Source organism: Pseudomonas sp. ADAK18, from assembly GCF_012935695.1.
In the GTDB taxonomy this organism is placed as follows: domain Bacteria; phylum Pseudomonadota; class Gammaproteobacteria; order Pseudomonadales; family Pseudomonadaceae; genus Aquipseudomonas.
Window position 1 is genome coordinate 5,288,833 of the sequence record NZ_CP052859.1, and the last position, 23,009, is coordinate 5,311,841.

Annotated in this window: 21 protein-coding genes; 5 read left to right on the plus strand and 16 right to left on the minus strand. The window is 59.4% G+C overall.

Annotated features, from left to right (window positions below; translation table 11 throughout):
• Positions 1-39: 39 nt before the first annotated feature.
• A complete protein-coding gene (locus HKK55_RS24025; protein ID WP_169356881.1) occupies positions 40-984 on the minus strand; it encodes an alpha/beta hydrolase in 945 nt (314 codons plus the stop codon).
• A 109-nt stretch (positions 985-1,093) separates the two neighbouring features.
• On the opposite strand from HKK55_RS24025, the gene HKK55_RS24030 reads away from it, so the two are divergent.
• Both HKK55_RS24030 and HKK55_RS24035 read left to right on the plus strand, forming a co-directional pair.
• Positions 1,094-1,669, plus strand: a complete 576-nt coding sequence (locus HKK55_RS24030) for a DUF6436 domain-containing protein (protein WP_169356882.1) — start codon at positions 1,094-1,096, stop codon at positions 1,667-1,669.
• Between the two features lie 31 nt (positions 1,670-1,700).
• Entirely contained in the window at positions 1,701-4,064 is a 2,364-nt protein-coding gene (locus HKK55_RS24035; protein ID WP_169356883.1) for a penicillin acylase family protein, read from the plus strand.
• Positions 4,065-4,191: 127 nt separating this feature from the next.
• Here the strand turns inward: HKK55_RS24035 and HKK55_RS24040 are convergent, their stop codons facing one another.
• Entirely contained in the window at positions 4,192-5,157 is a 966-nt protein-coding gene (locus tag HKK55_RS24040; RefSeq protein WP_169356884.1) for a GlxA family transcriptional regulator, read from the minus strand.
• Between the two features lie 309 nt (positions 5,158-5,466).
• Here HKK55_RS24040 and HKK55_RS24045 point away from each other — a divergent pair, with 309 nt between their 5' ends.
• Positions 5,467-6,108, plus strand: a complete 642-nt coding sequence (locus HKK55_RS24045; protein WP_169356885.1) for an HD domain-containing protein — start codon at positions 5,467-5,469, stop codon at positions 6,106-6,108.
• A 156-nt stretch (positions 6,109-6,264) separates the two neighbouring features.
• On the opposite strand, the gene HKK55_RS24050 is transcribed toward HKK55_RS24045, so the two are convergent.
• The 8 genes from HKK55_RS24050 to HKK55_RS24085 all read right to left on the minus strand — a co-directional run bounded on the left by HKK55_RS24050 (position 6,265) and on the right by HKK55_RS24085 (position 15,549).
• Complete coding sequence (locus HKK55_RS24050; RefSeq protein WP_169356886.1) at positions 6,265-7,149, minus strand: ABC transporter permease subunit; 885 nt, start codon at positions 7,147-7,149, stop codon at positions 6,265-6,267.
• Complete coding sequence (locus HKK55_RS24055; protein WP_169356887.1) at positions 7,146-8,066, minus strand: ABC transporter permease subunit; 921 nt, start codon at positions 8,064-8,066, stop codon at positions 7,146-7,148. The genes HKK55_RS24050 and HKK55_RS24055 overlap by 4 nt, the downstream gene beginning before the upstream one ends.
• Positions 8,063-9,205, minus strand: coding sequence for an ABC transporter ATP-binding protein (locus HKK55_RS24060; RefSeq protein WP_169356888.1), 1,143 nt, complete (start codon positions 9,203-9,205; stop codon positions 8,063-8,065). The genes HKK55_RS24055 and HKK55_RS24060 overlap by 4 nt, the downstream gene beginning before the upstream one ends.
• 75 nt (positions 9,206-9,280) lie before the next feature.
• On the minus strand, positions 9,281-10,375 hold the full coding sequence (locus HKK55_RS24065) for a polyamine ABC transporter substrate-binding protein (RefSeq protein ID WP_169356889.1): 1,095 nt from the start codon (positions 10,373-10,375) through the stop codon (positions 9,281-9,283).
• A 241-nt stretch (positions 10,376-10,616) separates the two neighbouring features.
• Positions 10,617-11,711: a polyamine ABC transporter substrate-binding protein gene (locus HKK55_RS24070; protein WP_169357943.1), complete on the minus strand. Its 1,095-nt coding sequence runs from the start codon at positions 11,709-11,711 to the stop codon at positions 10,617-10,619.
• A 238-nt stretch (positions 11,712-11,949) separates the two neighbouring features.
• Complete coding sequence (locus HKK55_RS24075; protein ID WP_169356890.1) at positions 11,950-13,314, minus strand: aspartate aminotransferase family protein; 1,365 nt, start codon at positions 13,312-13,314, stop codon at positions 11,950-11,952.
• Positions 13,315-13,371: 57 nt separating this feature from the next.
• Positions 13,372-14,730 carry a glutamine synthetase family protein gene (locus tag HKK55_RS24080; protein WP_169356891.1) on the minus strand — a complete coding sequence of 453 codons (1,359 nt, stop codon included), beginning with the start codon at positions 14,728-14,730 and terminating at the stop codon, positions 13,372-13,374.
• A 39-nt stretch (positions 14,731-14,769) separates the two neighbouring features.
• A complete protein-coding gene (locus HKK55_RS24085) occupies positions 14,770-15,549 on the minus strand; it encodes a gamma-glutamyl-gamma-aminobutyrate hydrolase family protein (protein WP_169356892.1) in 780 nt (259 codons plus the stop codon).
• Positions 15,550-15,827: 278 nt separating this feature from the next.
• On the opposite strand from HKK55_RS24085, the gene HKK55_RS24090 reads away from it, so the two are divergent.
• Positions 15,828-17,204 (plus strand): glutamine synthetase family protein, encoded by a 1,377-nt coding sequence (locus tag HKK55_RS24090; protein ID WP_003213894.1) that lies wholly within the window; start codon positions 15,828-15,830, stop codon positions 17,202-17,204.
• Positions 17,205-17,436: 232 nt separating this feature from the next.
• Entirely contained in the window at positions 17,437-18,078 is a 642-nt protein-coding gene (locus HKK55_RS24095) for a TetR/AcrR family transcriptional regulator (RefSeq protein WP_169356893.1), read from the plus strand.
• A gap of 163 nt (positions 18,079-18,241) precedes the next feature.
• Here HKK55_RS24095 and HKK55_RS24100 read toward each other — a convergent pair whose 3' ends face one another.
• The 6 genes from HKK55_RS24100 to ssuE form a co-directional block, all read right to left on the minus strand.
• Positions 18,242-18,457 (minus strand): molybdopterin-binding protein, encoded by a 216-nt coding sequence (locus tag HKK55_RS24100; protein ID WP_003213899.1) that lies wholly within the window; start codon positions 18,455-18,457, stop codon positions 18,242-18,244.
• 28 nt (positions 18,458-18,485) lie between these two features.
• Positions 18,486-19,292 carry an aliphatic sulfonates ABC transporter ATP-binding protein gene (ssuB, locus tag HKK55_RS24105; protein WP_169356894.1) on the minus strand — a complete coding sequence of 269 codons (807 nt, stop codon included), beginning with the start codon at positions 19,290-19,292 and terminating at the stop codon, positions 18,486-18,488.
• Positions 19,289-20,077 (minus strand): aliphatic sulfonate ABC transporter permease SsuC, encoded by a 789-nt coding sequence (ssuC, locus tag HKK55_RS24110; RefSeq protein ID WP_169356895.1) that lies wholly within the window; start codon positions 20,075-20,077, stop codon positions 19,289-19,291. Before ssuC ends, ssuB begins: the two co-directional genes overlap by 4 nt.
• Positions 20,078-20,086: 9 nt before the next feature.
• Entirely contained in the window at positions 20,087-21,235 is a 1,149-nt protein-coding gene (gene ssuD, locus HKK55_RS24115; protein WP_155583643.1) for an FMNH2-dependent alkanesulfonate monooxygenase, read from the minus strand.
• A 25-nt stretch (positions 21,236-21,260) separates the two neighbouring features.
• Positions 21,261-22,229, minus strand: a complete 969-nt coding sequence (locus HKK55_RS24120; RefSeq protein WP_169356896.1) for a sulfonate ABC transporter substrate-binding protein — start codon at positions 22,227-22,229, stop codon at positions 21,261-21,263.
• Between the two features lie 92 nt (positions 22,230-22,321).
• Entirely contained in the window at positions 22,322-22,915 is a 594-nt protein-coding gene (gene ssuE / locus HKK55_RS24125; protein WP_155583641.1) for an NADPH-dependent FMN reductase, read from the minus strand.
• Positions 22,916-23,009: the final 94 nt, after the last annotated feature.

Below are 23,009 nucleotides of genomic sequence, written 5' to 3' on the forward strand. Positions count from 1 at the left end.
ATCGCAGCCTCGTGCCTCGACAGCGGCTACAGGGGTCGATTAGTTCAAGTGCTCGGTGAGGTACTTGAAGTACTCCTGCCGAATCTCCGGAAGCTCATTGGCCAGATGATGCCTGCCCCGAGGCAGCATCAGGATCTCCGGCTGATCGAACTTCCCTCGCAGCACCTGCAAGTTGTGCTGCCAATCCACCGTCATGTCTTCCTCACCCTGCACAATCACCGGCCTGCGCGTGCTGCGGGGTGCGGCTTCGATGCGCTTGATCCAGCGGGCCAGCGCCCCTACCCAGGCGGTGGGCAGTTGGCGTGGCTGCAAGGGGTCGGCCTCCAGGAACGGCTTGAACTGCGGGTCGTTGGTGTTATCGCTGAAGCGTCGGGCGATGCCTTTGACGAAGGGCCTGAGCAGGTAATAGCTCAACTGTGACCAACCCCAGGCACGCGGGCGAACCAGAGGTGACAATAGGAACGTCTTGCCCTGTGCCGGACTGGCCGCGCCGTCACTGAGCAAGTGATCCACCACAATCGCCCCACCCGTGCTTTGTCCGAACAGGTGCCAGGGTTGCGGCAGTTGCAACGCCTTGGCTTGGTCAAACAGCGCCTGCACCACATGCTGATACACCGCGAAATCATCGATGCTGGCCCGTTCGCCACTGGACAAGCCATGGCCCGGCAGATCGCAGGCGATCACCACGAAGCCCTGGTCCAGCGCCCACTCCACCACATGCCGGTACAGCCCCATGTGATCGTAGAAGCCGTGGTACATAAACATCGTGGCTACCGGCGGTTGCTGCGGCCACCAGACCTGGGCGACCACCTCGAACCCATCCACGTCGAAACGCCCCAGGCGGCTGACCACCGGTACTTTGCGCCCCGGCAGGTCCAGGCCATAGAAGCGCTGGTAGACCCGGGCTTCGACCGAAAGCGGCTGCGCATCCACCAGGGGCCGCAAGCTTTCGCGTAGATGATCAGGGTCAAAAGTAACGGGCATAAGAGGTTCCAGACTGAGGCTCATTGCACTGAACAGGTTTTATCGACCTGCGATATTCATCTGTCAGGGCAAGCATGGCAAGCTACGCGTCCTGCGAGGATTGATCCGAATGCGACAGCCCTACCGTACAAGCTTGTTCGCCAGCCTGATCGCACTTGTCTGCGCCGGCGTGCTGTGGGCAGCGTATGACTGGTTCCAGGGGCGTTATCTGCGAGCCTTCAGCGAACACACGGCGGTGTTCTCCGGAGACCTGCTGAAGCTGCCCGCCGACCTCGCCGGTCCCGGCCCCATTCGCCTGGTGCACTTCTGGGACCCGGCTTGCCCGTGCAATGTCGGTAATCAACAGCATCTGAGCGAACTGATCGAACAGTACGCGCCCCAAGGTGTGGAGTTTTACTCCCTGCAAAAAAGCGGCACTCACGGCCAGTTGCCCGCCACCCTCGGCACAATGAAAGTCATCAACGCCCTGCCCGGCGCCGAACACGTCCCCGCCAGCCCTGCCGTGGGCATTTGGGATCACAGCGGCAAGCTGGCGTACTTCGGGCCCTACAGCGAAGGGCTGACCTGTAACTCCAGTAACAGCTTTATTGAACCGATCCTGCAAGCCCTGGAGAGCGGGCGCGAGGTCAATGCGACCCACACTCTGGCGGTGGGCTGCTATTGTTCGTGGCCGGAAGGTTTGTAGATCGCCGCCCCATTTTTAGTAAGGAATCTTGATGAAGCGCGTCTTGCAGGTACTCGCGGTTCTGGTAGTGCTGATCGCCCTCGGCGCCGGCTGGTATGTGTACAGCAAGCAACCGACCCGCCAGGGCACGGTGGAACTTGCCCACCTGCAAGGCTCCGTCACCGTGCGCTACGACGACCGTGGCGTACCGCATATTCGCGCCGAGAATGAGACTGACCTGTACCGCGCCCTGGGCTATGTACATGCCCAGGACCGCCTGTTCCAGATGGAAATCATGCGCCGCCTTTCCCGCGGCGAATTGGCCGAAGTGCTGGGGCCGAAGCTGCTGGAAACCGACAAGATGTTTCGCAGCCTGCGCATTCGTGAGCGTGCCTTGAGTTACGTGGAGCATATGGATCACGAGTCTGCGGCCTGGAAAGCCCTGCAAGCCTATCTGGACGGGATCAACCAATATCAGGACAGCCACGCCAAACCCATGGAGTTCGACGTACTGGGCATCCCCAAGCGCCCGTTTACCGCCGAGGACACCATCAGCGTCGCCGGCTATCTCGCCTACAGCTTTGCCGCCGCATTTCGTACCGAGCCGCTGCTGACCTACGTACGGGATCAGTTGGGCAGCGATTACCTGAAAATCTTCGACCTCGACTGGCAACCCAAGGGCGCGTTGAACCTGGCCGCCGGCGATTGGAAAGACTTGGGCGCCCTCGCCCAATTGAGCGAACAGGCCCTGGCCGACAACGGCCTGCCGCAATATGAAGGCAGCAACGCCTGGGCCATCAGCGGCTCGCGGACCAAAAGTGGCAAGCCGTTGCTGGCGGGTGATCCGCATATCCGTTTCTCTGTACCGTCGGTGTGGTACGAAGCACAGCTGTCAGCGCCGGGCTTTGAGCTCTACGGCTATCACAACGCCTTGGTGCCCGTGGCGTTCCTGGGGCACAACAAGGATTTCGGCTGGAGCCTGACCATGTTCCAGAACGATGACGTGGACCTGATCGCCGAGAAGGTCAACCCGGACAACCCCAATCAGGTCTGGTACCACGGCCAATGGGTCGACATGACCAGCAGCGAGCAACAGATTGCCGTCAAGGGCCAGGCCCCGGTGATTATCACCCTGCGCCGATCGCCCCACGGCCCGATCATCAATGACGTGCTCGGCGAGAATGCCGGCAAGACGCCGATCGCCATGTGGTGGGCCTTCCTGGAGACCGACGACCCAATCCTCGAAGGTTTCTACCAGCTCAATCGTGCCGACACCCTCGCCAAGGCCCGTAGCGCTGCGTCCAAGGTCCAGGCGCCAGGATTGAATATAGTCTGGGCCAATGCCAAGGGCGATATTGGCTGGTGGGCCGCCGCGCAATTGCCGATCCGCCCGGCCGGGGTCAATCCCGGGTTTATCCTCGATGGCAGCACGGCCCAGGCCGACAAGCTGGGCTTCTACCCGTTCAGCGCCAACCCCCAGGAAGAAAACCCGGCGCGGGGTTATATCATCTCGGCCAATGCCCAACCCGTATCGCCCACCGGCATGGAGATCCCCGGCTACTACAACCTGGCGGATCGTGGCCAGCAGTTGAACACGCAGTTAAGCGACAACAGCGTGAAATGGGACCTGGACAACAGCCAGGCCTTGCAACTGGGCACCACCAACGCCTACGGGCCACGGTTTATGGCGTCGCTGCTGCCGGTGTTGCGCGACGTGGTCAAGGATCCGGCCGAGTTGAAGCTGGTGGAGCAACTGGCGACGTGGAAAGGTGATTATCCGCTGGACTCCACCAGTGCCACGTTGTTCAACCAGTTCCTCTACGACCTGGCGTATGCGGCGATGCATGACAAGCTGGGCGACAACCTGTTTGAAACCCTGATCACCACCCGCGTCGTCGATGCCGCCCTGCCACGCCTGGCGGCGTCGCCGGATTCACCGTGGTGGAAGACAAGCCGCGCCGACACCGTCAAGCTCGCCTGGGACAACAGCCTCAAGCACCTCAAGGTCACCTTGGGCGATGACCCGACACAGTGGCAATGGGGCAAAGCGCACACCCTGACCCATGCTCACCCATTGGGCTCCCAGAAACCACTGGACCGGGTCTTTAACGTCGGCCCGTTCGCCGCCCCCGGCACCCACGAAGTACCCAACAACCTGTCCGCCAAGATCGGCCCGGCGCCGTGGCCGGTCAACTACGGCCCCTCCACCCGACGCCTGATCGACTTCGCCGACGCCGCCCACGCGCTGACTATCAACCCGGTGGGACAAAGCGGCGTGCCGTTCGACAAGCACTACTCCGACCAGGCAGAAACCTATATCGAGGGCGGGTATGAACAGGCGCATTTCAATGATGAGGAAGTGACCGCGAATACGCGCGGCACACTCAAGCTTTTGCCGGCCCGAACGCCGCAATAACTGAAGAAACAGGTCCAAATGTGGGAGCGGGCTTGCTCGCGAAAGCGGAGTGTCAGTCACCGGAGATATCGACTGTTACACCGCTTTCGCGAGCAAGCCCGCTCCCACATTTGGACCAGCGTTGGCTTCAGATCGGCGCCGCGAAATTCAGCCTGAATTGTTGCGGCGTCACCCCAAGCCGGCGGTTGAATACACTGCGCATGTGCTGGGCATCGCGGAATCCGCATTGATAGGCCACCGTTTTCAGCGGTGCGCTGCCGCTTTCCAGCATCACCCGCGCCGCATCCACCCGCGCCCGCTCGACAAACTCCGCCGGGGTGATCTGCGCTTCTCGGGCAAACACCCGGGAGAAATTGCGCGCGCTCATGTTCGCCGCCTTGGCCAGGTCGGCGATGGTCAAATCCCCCGTCAGGTTCGCCAACACATACAACTGCACCAGGGCCACCGCCGAGGTCGATTCAGCATGCGGTGTCAGGAAGGGGCTGAACTGCGACTGCCCACCCGAGCGCTGGGTGAATACCACCAGACGTTTGGCCACACTGAGCGCCACTTCCGGTCCGTGGTCCTGGGCCAGTAAATACAGCGACAGGTCGATGCCCGCCGTCACCCCGGCGGAGGTGTAGAGGTTGCCGTCTTGCACGTAGAGCCGGTCAGCTTCTACTTGGGTCAACGGGCACAAACTCGTCAGCGCGGCGGCATCACCCCAGTGGGTGGTGACAGTGCGGCCGTCCAGCAAACCGGCACGAGCGAGCATGAAGGCACCGTTGCATATCGAACCGAAACGCTTGGCCCTGGCGCTGGCTTCGCGCAACCAGTCATCGAACGTCCGACCAAAATCCAGGAATGGCAGTTGCGGACCGCCGGCCATCAACAGCAAGTCATACGGCTGCAGCGCTTCGCTGAAATGCCGATGGGCCTGCAAGGACAACCCGTTGGAACAGGCCATGCTGCCGTGATCCAGGCCAAGCACCTCCAGTTGGTAGTGATCCTCTGGCGGCAGAAAACGGTTGGCCTCGCAAAACACATCCATGGGACCGGTCACGTCCAGCGACTGGACGCCGGGGAAGATCAGGATGGCGACGGTTTTGCCCATGGGGAGAGACACCTTTTTCTAACTGAATAAATGCAAACCCCCTGTGGGAGCGGCGGTGCGACTTGCTCGCGAAGGCGGCTGTTCAGTCGACACATTCATTAACTGATATACCGCTTTCGCGAGCAAGTCGAATCGTCGCACCGCCGCTCCCACATTTGATCCTGGCAGGCTTCAAGAGACTATTCCGGCTGGCGCGATATCGCGGCACATTGGCCGGGATCGCATCCTCGCCGCGATGGCCTCCTCGCGGGTACGCGAGCAGACTGGACTCATCAGCGCCAACCCGGCGCTTTCTTGAGGATAACGACCATGAGCACCACCATTGCCGGCATCAAGATCCCGGATAGCGCCTTGGCCAAAGCCACCACCGAATACATCCGCGATATCGAATCCGACCTGTTGTACCACCACTCCCGCCGGGTATTTCTGTTCGGCGCCTTGAGCGGTGAGCGCCAACAGCTGGCCTACAACCCAGAACTTTTGTACGTCGGCGCGATGTTCCATGACCTCGGTCTGGTGGAAGGTCACCGCAGTGATGACGAACGCTTTGAAGTGGATGGCGCCAACGCCGCCGCCGACTTCCTCAAGCCTTACGGGCTGAGCGATGACGATATCGAGCAGGTCTGGTTGTCCATCGCCCTGCACACCACGCCGGGGGTGCCCAAACATCTACGCCCGACCGTGGCCTTGCTGACGGCTGGCGTGGAAATGGACGTGCTGGGCATGGAATACGCGGCTTTTACTCAGGTGCAGCGCGAAGCCGTGGTGCATGCGCATCCACGCGGTGAAGGGTTCAAGGAGTGCATCATCTGCGCCTTTGCCGACGGCTTGCGCCATCGCCCGCAAACCACGTTTGGCAACGTGAAGACTGATGTGTTGGTGGATCAGGTGCCGGGGTTCAAGCCGATGAACTTTGTCGAGGTGATTCGTAAGTCGCCTTGGGTAGGCTGACCTAATTGGAATGCAATCAAATGTGGGAGCGGGCTTGTGTGGGAGCGGGCTTGCTCGCGAAAGCGGTGGGTCAGTTGATGCATATTTGACTGACACTCCACATTCGCGAGCAAGCCCGCTCCCACATTTTGATCCGGTTTCTTCAGGTAGACCTGTTTAGACCGGGGCTTGCGCCCGACGCGCATCCGGCTGTTTCCAGCCATCAGCCGCCGCTTCTTCGATGGCCTGTTGGATCGCTTTCTTGCGCAGCTCTTCGGCACGACGGCTGAAGAACCATACGCAGAAGGTCACCAACGACACCGCCAGCAGAATCAGGCTGGCCACGGCGTTGATCTCCGGTTTAACCCCCAGGCGCACCGCCGAGAACACTTCCATCGGCAGAGTCGTGGAGCCCGGACCGGACACAAAGCTGGCCAATACCAGGTCATCCAGGGACAGCGCGAAGGACATCATCCCGCCCGCCGCCAACGACGGCGCGATCATCGGGATGGTGATCAGGAAGAACACCTTCCACGGCCGCGCGCCCAAATCCATCGCCGCTTCTTCAATCGACAGGTCCAGCTCACGCAAGCGCGCCGACACCACCACCGCCACATACGCCGCACAGAACGTCGTGTGGGCAATCCAGATGGTGACGATGCCACGCTCCTGGGGCCAACCGATCATCTGCGCCATGGCCACGAACAGCAGCAACAGCGACAGACCGGTGATCACTTCAGGCATTACCAGCGGCGCAGTCACCAGGCCGCCAAACAGCGTGCGGCCCTTGAAGTGGCTGATGCGCGTCAGCACGAAGGCCGCCAACGTACCCAACGCCACCGCCGCCACCGCCGTGTAGCAGGCGATTTCCAGGGAGCGGGCCACCGAGCCCATCAGTTGGGTGTTATCCAGCAGGCCCACATACCATTTGATCGACCAGCCGCCCCACACCGTTACCAGTTTGGATTCGTTGAACGAGTAGATCACCAGGATCAGCATCGGCAGGTAGATGAACAACAACCCCGCCACCAGCATGAAGCTTGAGAAACTGACGCGCTTCATATCTTGCCCTCCATCTCTTTGGCTTGGCTGCGGTTGAACAGGATGATCGGCACGATCAGGATCGCCAGCATCACCACCGCCAGGGCAGACGCCACCGGCCAGTCACGGTTGTTGAAGAATTCTTGCCACAACACTTTACCGATCATCAGGGTTTCCGGACCGCCCAGCAGTTCCGGGATCACGAACTCGCCCACCACCGGGATAAACACCAGCATGCAGCCGGCAATGATGCCGTTCTTGGACAGCGGCACGGTGATTTTCCAGAAGCTGTTGAAGGTGCTTGAACCCAGGTCCGATGCGGCTTCCAGCAAGCTCTGGTCGTGTTTGACCAGGTTGGCGTACAGCGGCAGGATCATGAACGGCAGGTAGGAATACACCACGCCGATATACACCGCGATATTGGTGTTGAGGATCTGCAACGGTTCGTTGATCAGCCCCATGGACATCAGGAAGCCGTTGAGCAAGCCGTTGTTGCTGAGGATGCCCATCCACGCATAGACGCGGATCAGGATCGCCGTCCAGGTCGGCATCATGATCAGCAGCACCAGCACGGTCTGCATTTCCTTGCGGGCACTGGCGATGGCATAGGCCATCGGGTAGCCGATCAGCAGGCACAACACCGTGCTGAAAAACGCCATCTTCAGCGAGCCCAGGTACGCGGCGATGTACAACTCGTCGTCGCCCAGCATCGCGTAGTTGGCCAGGTTCAGCACCAACTGCAGTTTCTGCTCAACGAAGGTGTAGATCTCGGTGTAAGGCGGGATCGCTACGTCGGCTTCGGCAAAGCTGATCTTCAAGACGATGAAGAACGGCAGCATGAAGAACAGGAACAACCAGAGGAAAGGAATCCCGATGACCACATGCCGGCCACCGGGGGTTATTCGTTGCAACTGGCGCTTGAGCTTCTTCATGTTCATGAGCGAAGTACCACGCCGCTGTCGTCTTCCCACCACACGTAGACCTGGTCACCCCAGGTCGGCCGCGCGCCACGACGTTCGGCGTTGGCGACAAAGGATTGCACCAGCTTGCCGCTCGGCAGTTCAACGTAGAACACCGAATGCCCGCCGAGGTAGGCGATATCGTGGACCTTGCCGCTGGACCAGTTGTGTTCGCAGGTCGGCATGTCGGCGGTCACCAGCAGTTTTTCCGGACGGATCGCGTAAGTCACCGATTTGTCCTGCACCGAGGTGCTGATGCCGTGGCCCACGTAGATGTTGCGATCCAGGTCCTTGCAGGTGATGGTCGCGTGGCCTTCGGCATCGTCGATCACTTCACCTTCGAAGATGTTGACGTTGCCGATGAACTCGCACACCAGGCGACTGGTAGGCGTTTCATAGATATCGATCGGGCTACCGATCTGGGCAATCCAGCCCAGGTGCATGATCGCAATGCGCTCGGCCATGGTCATGGCCTCTTCCTGATCGTGGGTCACCATCACGCAGGTCACGCCGACGCGCTCGATGATTTCGACCAGTTCAAGCTGCATCTGCGAACGCAGCTTCTTGTCCAGTGCGCCCATCGGCTCATCCAGCAGCAACAGCTTCGGACGCTTGGCCAGGGAACGCGCCAGTGCCACCCGCTGGCGTTGACCGCCAGACAGTTGATGCGGCTTGCGCTTGGCGTACTCGCTCATCCGCACCAGCTTGAGCATTTCGGCCACACGAGCGTCGACCTCGGCCTTGGGAATCTTGTCCTGTTGCAAGCCAAACGCGATGTTCTGGGCCACGGTCATGTGGGGAAACAAGGCGTAGGACTGGAACATCATGTTGATTGGCCGCTCGTAGGGCGGCATGTCGGTGATGTCCACACCGTCGAGGTAAATGCGTCCTTCCGTTGGGCGCTCGAAGCCTGCGAGCATGCGCAGCAAGGTGGATTTGCCCGAACCTGATCCGCCGAGCAAGGCGAATATCTCGCCTTTCTTGATTTCCAGGGACACATCGTCCACGGCGATCGTCTCGTCGAATTTTTTCGTGACCCGGTCGATTTTGACCAACACCTTTTTAGGTGTCTGGTCGCCCTCGAGGGCTTTCTTATAGGCGCCGGAGGCAACTGCCATTTACGAAACTCCCAGAAAAAAAAGAGTGCAGCTCACCCAATACGGGCGAGCCCAGGATAGTTTGAGCTTTAAGCCTTACTTGCCCGTCTTGACCTTGGTCCAGCTACGGGTCATCAAACGTTGCACTTTCGGGGGTAGCTCGAAGTTGACAAAAGTCCGGTCGAGAACCGCCTGCGGTGGGTAAACCGCTTCGTCAGTGCGTATCGATTGCTCCATCAGTTTGTCCGCCCCTGGGTTAGGGTTGGCGTAACCGACGTAATCACTGACCTGAGCGATCACTTCAGGTTGCAGTAAATAGTTGATGAAGGCGTGGGCCTCTTTGACGTTGCTGGCGTCCGCTGGGATGGCCAGCACGTCGAACCAAAGGTTGCCGCCTTCTTTCGGAATCGCGTAGGCGATGTTCACGCCTTTACCGGCCTCGGCTGCACGGGCCTTGGCCTGGAACACATCCCCGGAGAAACCGGCGGCCACGCAGATATTGCCGTTGGCCAGGTCGGAGATGTATTTGGAAGAATGGAAGTAGGTCACGTAAGGACGCACTTTCAGCAGTTTCTCTTCAGCCTTTTTGTAGTCGGCCGGGTTTTCGCTGTTGGGGTTCAGGCCCATGTAGTTGAGGACCGCCGGCAGCATTTCATCCGCCGAGTCCATGAAGGACACGCCACAGCTGGCCAACTTCTTCATGTTTTCCGGCTCGAACAGCACGGCCCAGGAGTCGATCTTGTCGACGCCCAGCACTTCTTTGACCTTATCGACGTTGTAACCAATGCCGTTGGTGCCCCACAGATAGGGAACGGCGTACTGATTGCCCGGGTCGTTCTTTTCCAGGCGCTTGAGCAACGCCGGATCAAGGTTGGAATAGTGAGTCAGCAACGACTTGTCGATCTTCTGAAACGCCCCGGCCTTGATCTGCTTGCCAAGGAAATGGTTGGACGGCACGACCACGTCATAACCGGTACGGCCGGCCAGAAGTTTGCCTTCCAGGGTTTCGTTGGAGTCGAACACGTCATAAACCGGCTTGATGCCGGTGACCTTTTCAAAGTTGGCCAAGGTGTCGGGGCCGATATAGTCCGACCAGTTATAAATATGCACGGTCGGCGCGGCCTGCACGCTGACAGCCAGCGTGATACCTGCACCCACCAGCAAGGCTTTGCGAAATAAAGAAATTGGCAAGTGGAGGTCCTCTTGAATAGTTGGGCCCAAGTTGCCCGGGTCGCACGGTAGTAAAGCCGCTCGACTTTTAAACCGGCGCGCAACTTACCCTCGATAAACCAATCCGGCAAAACTTTTATGTGATTCAAATTCCCTGTAGCCGCTGCCGAAGGCTGCGATCGGCGGCGAAGCCGACGTGCTCTTGCCATCGTGGGGACCTTCGGCCCCATCGCAGCCTGGCGGCAGCGGCTACAGGTGGGTGTTACTTACCGGACTTGATCTTGGTCCAGCTACGCGTCATTTCACGCTGAGTTGCAGCGGGCAAGTCAGCAATGGCGTACAGCTTGGCTTGCACATCAGCTGGCGGGTAGATGCCCGGGTCGCTGGTAATGCTCTTGTCCACCAGCGGGGTTGCCTTCTCGTTACCGTTCGGAAAACGCACGCTGTCGGTGATGGTGGCCATGACTTGCGGCTTGAGCAGGTAGTTCATGAATGCATAGGCGGCGTCGACGTTTTCGGCATCTTTAGGGATGGCGACCATGTCGTAGAAGCTGCCAGCACCTTCTTTCGGAATGTCGTAGGCAACCTTGACCTTGCCACCCGCTTCAGCAGCACGGGACTTGGCCTGCTGGATGTCACCCGAGTAACCGACGGCTACGCAGATGTTGCCATTGGCCAGGTCGGAGATGTATTTGGACGAGTGGAAGTATCCGATCGAAGGACGCAGTTTGAGGAACAGTGCCTCGGCTTGCTTGAGGTCTTCTTTCTTCTGGGTGTCGGTCGGCAGGCCCAGGTAATGCAGCGCCACCGGCAGCATTTCGGTTGGCGAATCGAGGAAGCTCACACCGCAGCTCTTAAGCTTGGCGATATTCTCTGGCTTGAGCAGCACATCCCAGGAGTCGATCTTGTCGACGCCCAGCGCAGCCTTGACCTTCTCCGGGTTGTAGCCGATGCCGATGGAACCCCACATGTAAGGGAAGGCGTGCTTGTTGTCCGGGTCGCTGATGGACACGGCTTTAAGCAGCGATTTGTTCAGGTTGTCGTAGTTAGGCAACTTGGACTTGTCCAGCTCCTGGTAAACGCCAGCCTTGATCTGCTTGGCCAGGAAGTTGTTCGACGGTACAACGATGTCATAACCGGATTTGCCGGCCAGCAACTTGGCTTCCAGGGTTTCGTTGCTGTCAAACACGTCGTAGACCACCTTGATCCCGGACTCTTTTTCAAAGTTCGCGATGGTGTCCGGAGCAATGTAGTCGGACCAGTTATAGATATGCAGCACTTTGTTGTCGGCCTGTGCCGCGCCCGCCATCGCCCCCATCAGGGACAAGGCCAGCAGGGTCTTGCCAGCGTTCTTCAAACCTAATGCCTTCATTCGGTCATGCTCCAATTTTTCTTTTTTGGGCCACGTTCTTTATCTATACAGCTGCTGTGTTCAGTGGCCCGTCGAAGGGCAACAAAACAGGGCGACAGTCTGGCAAGTTCCTGGGCTGGCTTTCAACCGAAGCACTCTCTTTATCAACGCGTTTCTTCATCAATGCGTTTTTATCAATGCCCAGACGGAGCGCCCAAAGGCGGCTCCGGTCTGAGCCTAGCACTTAGCCCTGCAATGCCGCCAAAGTCAGATCAAGGCAGTGGCGCGCCTTGGTCACCAACTCGTCAATCTCGGCCTTGGTGATCACCAGCGGTGGCGAAATGATCATGGTGTCGCCAACGGCGCGCATGATCAGGCCGTTGTCGAAGCAGAACGTACGGCAAATCATGCCAACGCCACGGCCTTCATAACGCTTGCGCGTGGCCTTGTCCTGCACCAGCTCAATCGCCCCCAGCATGCCAACACCACGCACTTCACCCACCAGCGGGTGATCGGCAAGCTCGCGTAGACGCTTCTGCAAATAGGGTGCCGTTTCGTCATGAACGCGGCTGACAATTTTTTCATCGCGCATGATGCGGATGTTTTCCAGGGCGACCGCAGCCGCCACCGGGTGGCCGGAATAGGTGAAGCCGTGGTTGAAATCACCGCCTTCATTCAGTACCGCAACCACTTCGTCACGCACGATCAGGCCACCCATCGGGATGTAGCCCGAGGTCAGGCCTTTGGCGATGGTCATCATGTCAGGCTTGAGGTCGTAGAAATCGCTACCGAACCACTCACCGGTACGGCCAAAGCCACAGATCACTTCATCGGCGACGAACAGGATGTCGTACTTCGCGAGGATTTCCTTGATGCGCGGCCAGTAGCTGTCTGGCGGCACGATCACGCCGCCGGCACCCTGGATCGGCTCGGCAATAAAGGCACCGACGTTATCCACACCCAGTTCCAGAATCTTCTCTTCCAGTTGGTTGGCCGCCCAGATCCCGAACTCTTCCGGGCTCATGTCGCCGCCTTCGCCGAACCAGTACGGCTGGGCAATGTGGACGATGCCCGGAATCGGCAAGTCGCCTTGTTCATGCATATAGGTCATGCCGCCCAGGCTGGCGCCGGCCACGGTGGACCCGTGGTAGCCGTTCTTGCGGCTGATGATGGTTTTCTTGTTCGGCTGGCCTTTGATCGCCCAATAGTGGCGGACCATACGCAGCATGGTGTCGTTGCCTTCGGAACCGGAACCGGTGAAAAACACGTGGTCCATGCCTGCCGGGGCGATGTCGGAAATGGCTTTGGCCAGTTCCAATACCGGCGGGTGGGCGGTCTGGAAGAACAGGTTGTAGTAAGGCAGTTCTTTCATCTGCTTGGCGGCGGCGTCAGCCAGTTCATCGCGACCGTAACCGATCGCCACGCACCACAGGCCGGCCATGCCGTCGAGGATCTTGTTGCCTTCGCTGTCCCACAGATAAACACCGTGGGCTTTGGTAATGATGCGCGGGCCTTTCTCTTTCAATTGCTTGAAGTCGCTGAACGGCGCCAGGTGGTGATCATTGCTCAAGGCTTGCCATTCACGGGTTTGCGGGTTGTTGCTAGTCATACCAATCTCCAAAAGTAGCAGGTGAAGGTGCGGCGTCTGACGGCCGCACCCGGCGCATCAGACGGCAAAGAGCAGGAATTCCCGCTCCCACGAACTGATCACGCGCTTGAAGTTTTCATGCTCGGCCCGCTTGACCGCGACGTAGCCTGTGATGAATTTTTGACCCAGGTATTTCTCGATGGTCTTGCTGTTTTCCATGCGTTCCAGGGCGTCTTCGATGGTCAACGGCAGGCGCAGGTTGCGTCGTTCGTAACCACGGCCGACTACCGGCGCACTTGGGTTAATGCATTCGACCATACCGATGTAACCGCACAACAGGCTGGCGGCAATCGCCAGGTACGGGTTGGCGTCAGCACCCGGCAGGCGGTTTTCCACCCGACGGTTCTGCGGGCCGGCATCCGGTACCCGCAGGCCGACGGTACGGTTTTCTTCGCCCCACTCCACGTTCACCGGTGCCGAAGTGTCCGGCAGGAAGCGGCGGAACGAGTTGACGTTGGGTGCGAACAGCGGCAACAGCTCGGGAATAAACTTCTGCAGGCCGCCGATGTGGTGCAGGAACAGTTCGCTCTTGGAACCGTCTTCATTAGAGAAGACGTTCTTGCCAGTGGCGATATCGATGATGCTCTGGTGCAAGTGCATCGCGCTGCCGGGCTCGCCGGTCATGGGCTTGGCCATGAAGGTAGCCGCCACGTCGTGCTTGAGCGCCGCTTCGCGCATGGTGCGCTTGAACACCAGGATCTGGTCGGCCAGGGACAGGGCATCGCCGTGACGGAAGTTGATTTCCATCTGCGCCGTGCCGTCCTCGTGGATCAGCGTGTCGAGATCCAGCTCCTGCAGTTCGCACCAGTCGTAGACGTCTTCGAACAATGGGTCGAATTCGTTGGCTGCTTCTATAGAGAAGGACTGGCGACCGGTTTCCGGGCGCCCGGAACGGCCAATCGGCGGTTGCAACGGGAAGTCCGGGTCTTCGCAACGCTTGGTCAGGTAGAACTCCATCTCCGGCGCCACGATGGGCTGCCAGCCTTTGTCGGCGTAGAGCTTGAGAACTTTTTTGAGCACGTTGCGCGGCGACAGCTCGATCGGGTTGCCTTGCTTGTCGTAGGTGTCGTGGATCACCTGGGCCGTAGGCTCGATGGCCCAGGGCACCAGGAATACCGCGTTCTCGTCCGGGCGGCAGATCATGTCGATGTCAGCCGGGTCGAGCAGTTCGTAATAGATGTCGTCTTCGACATAGTCGCCGGTCACGGTCTGCAACAGAACGCTCTCGGGCAGGCGCATGCCCTTTTCGGCGATGAACTTGTTGGTCGGCGAGATCTTGCCCCGGGTAATACCGGTGAGGTCGCCAATCATGCATTCGACTTCTGTGATCTTGTGGTCTTTCAACCAATCGGTGAGCTGGTCGAGGTTGTTACTCATAAATGCCTCTGGGCTGTGTTTCCTGACGTCCATTAAAGGTCAGGCGTTAGTTGACGCAGTATCCGCGTCGCGTTGCATCGCCCGCTTTCGACAGGCATTGCCAAATGCCTGGAAGATCGCGAGGTAGTGCGGGTTAGAGCTTACCTGCCATTCGGGGTGCCATTGCACTCCTAAAGCAAAAGCCTTGCCTTGAGTGACGGAAAACGCCTCGATCAACCCGTCAGGCGCCGTGGCTTCTACTTGCAAGCCTGGCGCCAGGCGATCAATGCCCTGCCCGTGAATCGAATTGACCTGGATCGTGTCCGGCAAACCGAGGCTTGCCAATACCCCATTCGGGGAGATTGTCACCGGGTGCGCCGGGCCGTACTGGATTTCCACCGGTTGGGTGTCGTCTTCACGGTGATCCATCATGCCCGGCACTTCGTGAACCTTCTGGTGCAGGCTGCCGCCGAAGGCCACGTTCATTTCCTGGAAACCACGGCAAATCCCCAACACCGGAACGCCTGCCAACAGGGCGGCGCGGATCAACGGCAAGGTGGTTTGGTCCCGTGCAGGATCATGAGCAGTCCCGGGCACACTGGCTGGACCGTCGTAGTGAAAGGGCTCGATATTGGAAGGTGAACCGGTAAAAAGAATGCCATCCAGGCCGTCAAGAATATTGGCCGGCGCGAACAAATCCGCCAAAGACGGAATAATCAATGGCAAGCCCTTGGCAGCGGTGGCCACTGCACGGACGTATTTGTCGCCACTGATGTGATAAGCATGCAGACCGACCTGTTTGGAGCAGGCGGTGACGCCGATTAACGGCAGGCGAGACATGAAGCACCCCGGTATTATTGCTGTTATGGGTTTGAATCGAGCTTAGCCTTGTTCATTTTTTTACACAACACCCCCGTAAAAAATACAACACGGCCCGCTCAAGCGTGCTGGGTCCAAGGCCCCCAAACACAAAAAATCGCCCCAAAAAGCCACAAAAATGCCCTCAAGGCGCTTTTTTAGGGCAAAAAAGGCCTCGCTTGACTTCGGCATGCCGTTCGGGTTGACTGAAACCCGAAGAGATCAATGATTGATATTTTTAACAACAAAGGTGTTGCATCATGTCGGTACCCCCGCGTGCCGTTCAGCTTAACGAAGCGAACGCGTTCCTTAAGGATCATCCTGAGGTTCTGTACGTAGACCTTCTAATTGCGGATATGAATGGTGTGGTGCGCGGTAAGCGCATCGAACGCACCAGCCTCCACAAGGTTTACGAGAAAGGCATCAACCTGCCTGCCTCTCTATTTGCCCTGGATATCAATGGCTCAACGGTGGAAAGCACCGGTCTGGGTCTGGATATCGGTGATGCTGACCGAATCTGCTATCCAATCCCTGACACCCTGTGCAATGAACCTTGGCAAAAGCGCCCAACCGCGCAATTGCTGATGACCATGCACGAACTCGAAGGTGAACCTTTCTTCGCCGATCCTCGCGAAGTGCTCCGCCAAGTTGTAAGCAAATTTGACGACCTCGGTCTGACCATCTGCGCCGCATTCGAGCTGGAGTTCTACCTGATTGACCAGGAGAACGTGAATGGCCGGCCACAACCGCCCCGCTCGCCGATCTCCGGCAAACGCCCGCACTCGACACAGGTCTACCTGATCGACGACCTCGACGAATACGTCGACTGCCTCCAGGACATTCTGGAAGGTGCAAAAGAGCAAGGCATCCCTGCCGACGCCATCGTCAAGGAAAGTGCCCCCGCGCAGTTCGAAGTGAACCTGCACCACGTTGCCGACCCTATAAAGGCCTGCGACTACGCGGTACTGCTCAAGCGTCTGATCAAGAACATCGCCTACGACCATGAGATGGACACCACCTTCATGGCCAAGCCTTACCCAGGCCAGGCAGGCAACGGTTTGCACGTACACATTTCGATCCTGGACAAGGACGGCAAGAACATCTTTGCCAGCGAGGATCCCGAGCAGAACGCCGCATTGCGTCACGCGATCGGCGGTGTGCTGGAGACCCTACCCGCCCAAATGGCGTTCCTGTGCCCTAACGTCAACTCCTACCGTCGTTTCGGCGCACAGTTCTACGTGCCGAACTCGCCGTGCTGGGGGCTGGATAACCGCACCGTGGCGATTCGCGTACCGACCGGCTCGTCCGACGCCGTACGTATCGAACACCGTGTGGCCGGCGCCGATGCCAACCCTTACCTGCTGATGGCTTCGGTCCTGGCAGGCGTGCACCACGGTCTGACCAACAAGATCGAACCGGGTGCTCCGGTGGAAGGCAACAGCTACGAGCAGAACGAGCAAAGCCTGCCGAACAACCTGCGTGATGCCCTGCGCGAGTTGGACGACAGTGAGGTGATGGCCAAGTACATCGATCCTAAATACATCGATATCTTCGTCGCCTGTAAGGAAAGTGAGCTGGAAGAGTTTGAACACTCCATCTCCGACCTTGAGTACAACTGGTACCTGCATACCGTGTAAGCGGTTGCGACAAAAAAAGAGCGCCGCGGATCTTAGGGTCCGCGGCGTTTTTTTATGGGTTTACTCCGGGAAACCGAGTTGGCCTCTTCGCGAGCAAGCCCGCTCCCACACTTGACCGCATTCTCCTGTTGGAACTCGGTCAAGTGTGGGAGCGGGCTTGCTCGCAAAGGCGGCTTTGAAGACAACACACCGCCCTGCTCATACAATGCCCTCTGCCTTGTAGGAGACATCCATGACAACCCGCTCCGCCACCCCTCGCAAACCCCGCGCCCGCAGCCAGGCCCGGATCGACGCGATCCTCGACGCCGCCCGCACCTTGCTGGCCGCCGAAGGCGTGGCCAGTCTGTCGATCTACAGCGTGGCCGAACGGGCGCAGATTCCACCGTCGTCGGTCTACCACTTCTTCGCCAGCGTGCCGGCGTTGCTGGAAGCGCTGACCGCTGACGTCCACGCCGCGTTCCGCGCCGCTCTGCAAGCGCCTATCGATCACGCAACACTCGACCACTGGCGCGATCTGTCCCGCGTTGTAGAGCAGCGCATGCTCGGTATCTACAGCAAGGATGCCGCCGCTCGCCAGTTAATCCTCGCCCAGCACGGTTTGACCGAAGTCACGCAGGCTGACCGCCAGCATGATCTGGAGTTGGGTGACTTGATGTTCGAAGTGTTCAACCACCACTTCGAAGTGCCGGCCTTGCCCACTGACGTCGCCGTCTTCGCCCTGGCCCTGGAGCTGAGCGACCGCGTGTATGCGCGCTCGGTGCAACAGCACGGGCAGATTACGCCGCGTATGGAGGAGGAAGGGATGCGGGTGTTTGATGCGTATGTGGGGCTTTATTTGCCGGCGTTTTTACCTAAGCGGGTGGCTGCGCTCTGAGTGATGTGCTGCCTGTTCCGGCCTCTTCGCGAGCAAGCCCGCTCCCACATTTGAATGTATTCGCAAATCAAAATGTGGGAGCGGGCTTGCTCGCGAAAGCGATCTCGAGAACAACAAAAGCCCCGACAGGCTTTCACCTTCGGGGCTTTGTGCAACACATCGATCACAACTTGGCGATCGACACCTCGGTGGATTTCACGAACGCAATCACTTCACTGCCGATCACCAGCTCCAACTCTTTCACCGAGCGCGTGGTGATAACCGACGTCACGATGCCAGACGCGGTCTGCACATCGATCTCCGACAGTACGTCGCCTTCGACGATTTCCTTGATGGTGCCTTTGAACTGGTTACGCACGTTGATGGCTTTAATAGTCATGGTCTTCTTCCTTCAGGGGACAAGTGAGTTATTGAGCCCAACGCAATTGCGTAGGCAGCGGTGAAACAGGTTCGGGTTCCGGCGGAGTGCCGGGCAACGACAACACACGGTTAAGCACTTCGGTTTCCAGGGCTGCCAGGCGGTGGGAGCCACGGACCCGCGGACGTGGCAGTTCCACGTGCAGGTCGAGGCCGACTTCACCGTCTTCGATCAGGATCACCCGGTCGGCAATGGCCACGGCTTCGCTGACGTCGTGGGTCACCAGCAATACGGTGAAGCCGTGCTTGCGCCAGAGGTTCTCGATCAGTTGCTGCATCTCGATCCGGGTCAGGGCGTCCAGCGCTCCCAGCGGCTCGTCCAACAGCAGCAAGCGCGGCTGGTGAATCAAGGCACGAGCCAGAGCAACGCGCTGTTTCTGGCCACCGGACAACGCCGCCGGCCACTCATTAGCGCGTTCGGCCAGGCCGACCGCTTCCAGCGCTTCCAATGCCTTCGCACGCCAGTTGCCCTTGAGCCCAAGACCTACGTTGTCGATGATCTTTTTCCACGGCAGCAGGCGCGCTTCCTGGAACATCAGCCGCGTGTCTTCAATGGCCTCGCTCAGCGGCGCAGAGCCGGCGAGCAACTCACCGCCACTGGCTTTATCCAGGCCGGCCAGCAGCCGCAGCAACGTGCTTTTGCCGCAACCGCTACGGCCGACGACCGCAACAAATTGGCCTGCTGGAATATGCAGATCAATGTCCTTCAACACTTCACGAGAGCCAAAAGACTTGCGCAACTTGCGCACCGCCAGCGGAATACCCTGCAGCAGGCGTGGAGGTTGTTGAGCGGTCATGCCGCACCTCCTTTATGCACTTGATAGGCCGGATGCCAACGCAGCCAGACCCGTTCCAGGCCGCGAGCCGCGAGGTCTGCCAGCTTGCCGAGTACGGCGTACAGCACAATCGCCAGCACTACGACGTCAGTTTGCAGGAACTCACGGGCATTCATCGCCAGGTAACCGATGCCAGAACTGGCCGAGATGGTTTCCGCAACGATCAACGTCAGCCACATGAAGCCCAAGGCAAAGCGCACACCCACCAGAATCGAAGGCAAGGCGCCCGGCAGGATCACTTGGCGGAACAGGCTGAAACCGGACAGGCCATAACTGCGGGCCATTTCCACCAGCGCCGGGTCGACGTTGCGGATGCCGTGATAGGTGTTGAGGTAAATCGGGAACAACGTGCCCAGGGCAACCAGGAAAATCTTCGCCGTTTCGTCGATGCCGAACCACAGGATCACCAACGGAATCAGCGCCAGGTGCGGCACGTTACGGATCATCTGCACCGAGCTGTCCAGCAGGCGCTCGCCCCAGGTCGACAGGCCGGTGATAAAACCCAGGGCCAGGCCGATACCGCCGCCGATCACAAAACCCAGGCCGGCACGCCAACCGCTGATCGCCAGATGGGTCCAGATCTCACCGCTGCGGACCAGGTTCACGCCCGCTTCGATTACCGCACTGGGAGCCGGCAGAATTCGCGTCGACAACCAGCCGGCCGACACCGACAACTGCCACACTGCCAGCAACAGGATCGGCAGCGCCCAAGGCGCCAGTCGATGGCTTAGCTTTTCAAGGTTCATGGCGGCGCCTCAGCTCTGGGACGCAGCTTTGGGAAGGATATCGTTGGCCACCATCTCGCCGAACGGGCTCACATAGCCGGCGCTTTTCGGCAATTCCGGGCGTTCGATGTCCAGGTGCGGAAACAGCAACTCGGCCACCCGATACGACTCTTCCAGGTGTGGATAACCGGAGAAGATAAAGGTGTCGATGCCCAGGTCCGCGTATTCCTTGACCCGTGCGGCCACGGTCGGGCCATCGCCCACCAGCGCCGTGCCGGCACCGCCACGTACCAGACCAACGCCTGCCCACAGGTTAGGACTGACTTCCAGGTTATCGCGGCTGCCGCCATGCAAGGCGGCCATGCGTTGCTGGCCTACAGAATCAAAACGCGCCAGGGAGGCCTGGGCGCGAGCGATGGTTTCATCGTCCACATGAGAGATCAGTTTGTCTGCGGCTTGCCAGGCTTCGGCGTTGGTCTCACGCACGATCACATGCAGGCGTATGCCGAAACGCACAGTGCGCCCGAGCTTGGCCGCCTTAGCCCGCACCTGTTCAATTTTTTCCGCCACGGCGGCAGGAGGCTCACCCCAAGTCAGGACCATTTCCACCTGTTCGGCTGCCAGGTCCTGGGCCGCTTCGGAAGACCCACCGAAATACAGCGGTGGGCGTGGTTGCTGGATCGGTGGGTAGAGCAATTTCGCGCCTTTGACGCTGATGTGCTGCCCGTCGTAGTCGACGGTTTCGCCCTCAAGCACCCGGCGCCAGATGCGGGTGAACTCCACCGACGCCTGATAACGCTCTTCATGGCTCAGGAACAGACCGTCGCCAGCCAATTCTTCCGGATCACCACCGGTCACCAGGTTGAAGAGTGCGCGGCCGCCCGACAGGCGATCCAACGTTGCCGCCTGACGCGCCGCCACCGTTGGGGAAATGATCCCGGGGCGCAGCGCGACAAGGAATTTCAGCCGCTGGGTCACTGGAATCAGTGAGGCTGCCACCAGCCACGAGTCTTCGCAAGAACGCCCGGTAGGGATCAGCACCCCACCGAAACCCAGGCGGTCTGCCGCCTGTGCGACTTGCTGCAAGTAACCATGGTCGACGGCGCGAGCGCCTTCGGCGGTGCCAAGGTAATGGCCGTCACCGTGAGTAGGCAGAAACCAGAAAATATTGAGGCTCATGGAGTTGTCTCCTGAAGAAGTCGGATTACGGCGCGTTGGCAACGGCGGCGGGCGGGGTCCAGATCACGTCCTTGATGCTCAAGGGTTTCGGGATCAATTTGAGTTGGTAGAAGCTGTCGGCGATTTTCTGTTGCGCGGCCACCACTTCCGGCGTCAGGAACAACGCGCCGTAGCCCTGGCGTTTCACCGACGTCAGGGTGATGTCAGTCGGCAGGCCGAGCAGCGGTGCGACTTGGGCGGTGACTTCTTCCGGGTTGGCCTTGGACCATTCGCCGACGGCGCGCACTTCTTCCACCAGGGCCTTGATCACTTGCGGGTGTTTTTCGGCGTAAGGCTTGGTGGCCAGGTAAAACTGATGGTTGTCGGCGATGCCGGTGCCGTCACGCAGGGTGCGGGCTTGCAGTTGTTTCTCGGCAGCAGCCTGGTACGGGTCCCAGATCACCCAGGCGTCGACACTGCCACGCTCGAACGCGGCGCGGGCATCGGCGGGCGGCAGGAATACGGTCTGCACGTCGGTGTATTTCAGGCCCGCGTCTTCCAGGGCGCGCACCAGCAAGTAGTGAACGTTGGAGCCTTTGTTGAGGACGATTTTCTTGCCCTTGAGGTCCTGCACCGTTTTGATCGGCGAATCCTTGGGCACCAGGATCGCTTCACTGGTAGGCGCGGGCGGTTCGTAGGCAACGTAGAGCAGGTCAGCACCAGCCGCCTGGGCGAAGACCGGCGGGGTTTCGCCGGTCACGCCGAAGTCGATGGAACCGACGTTCAGCCCTTCCAGCAACTGCGGGCCACCGGGAAATTCGGTCCACTGCACCTGTACGCCCTGCTCGGCCAGGCGCTTTTCCAGCGAGCCCTTGGCCTTGAGCAGCACCAGAGTGCCGTATTTCTGATAGCCGATCCGCAGGGTCTCGGCCGCTTGAGCTTGAACAATGGCGCCGAAGGACACAGCCGCAGCAAACAGTGCGACCAGACCACGACGCAAGATGACAGTGCGCATGGCGCTCTCCAAATATGCGATTAGGGCATTGGCTGCACCTGCTTGGCCGTTGGCGGCTGAGTAAGGTGAGTGTTTCTAAATCAGGGCGAAGCTCAGATGCTCCAGCGAGCACTCAACAAACGTTCATTCAGCACATGGGGATCAAGGGGTTTCGGCCGGCGGGCCATGGCGCTATAGAACTGCTCCAGGGCCTCACTCAGGCGTTGCTCGAGGATCGGCACCAGTTGCGCCTGGGCGCTGCCTTCGCCGTAAGCGATCTGGCTGTCTTCGGCGAAAATCCCGTGCAGCAATTCCTGGGCTTTCAGCGCCGAGAGCACCGGCTTCAAGGCGTAATCCACCGCAAGCATATGGGCGATGCTGCCGCCGGTGGCCATGGGCAATACCACTTTGTGGGCCAGGGCACGCTCGGGCAGCAAATCGAGCAGGGTTTTCAGGGCGCCGGAAAACGAAGCCTTGTACACCGGCGTGGCGATCACCAGGCCGTCGGCGTTGGCCACTTGTTGCAGCAGGTCGATGACTTTCGGGCTGTCGAAACGTGCATGTAGCAAGTCTTCGGCCGGGAAGTCCCGTATCTGATAACTCACCACCTCCACGCCCTGCTGCTGCAACCAGCGCCGGGAATGCTCCAGCAAGACCCCGGAGCGGGAGCGTTGGCTGGGACTGCCACCAAGTGTTACGACCAGCATGTAGGAAATTCCTTGAGCAAGTGTCGGCGGTTCGCTATGTGGCGATGGCGCCAAGATGGAACAGACCATATCAGCCAATTTATATATCTATAAA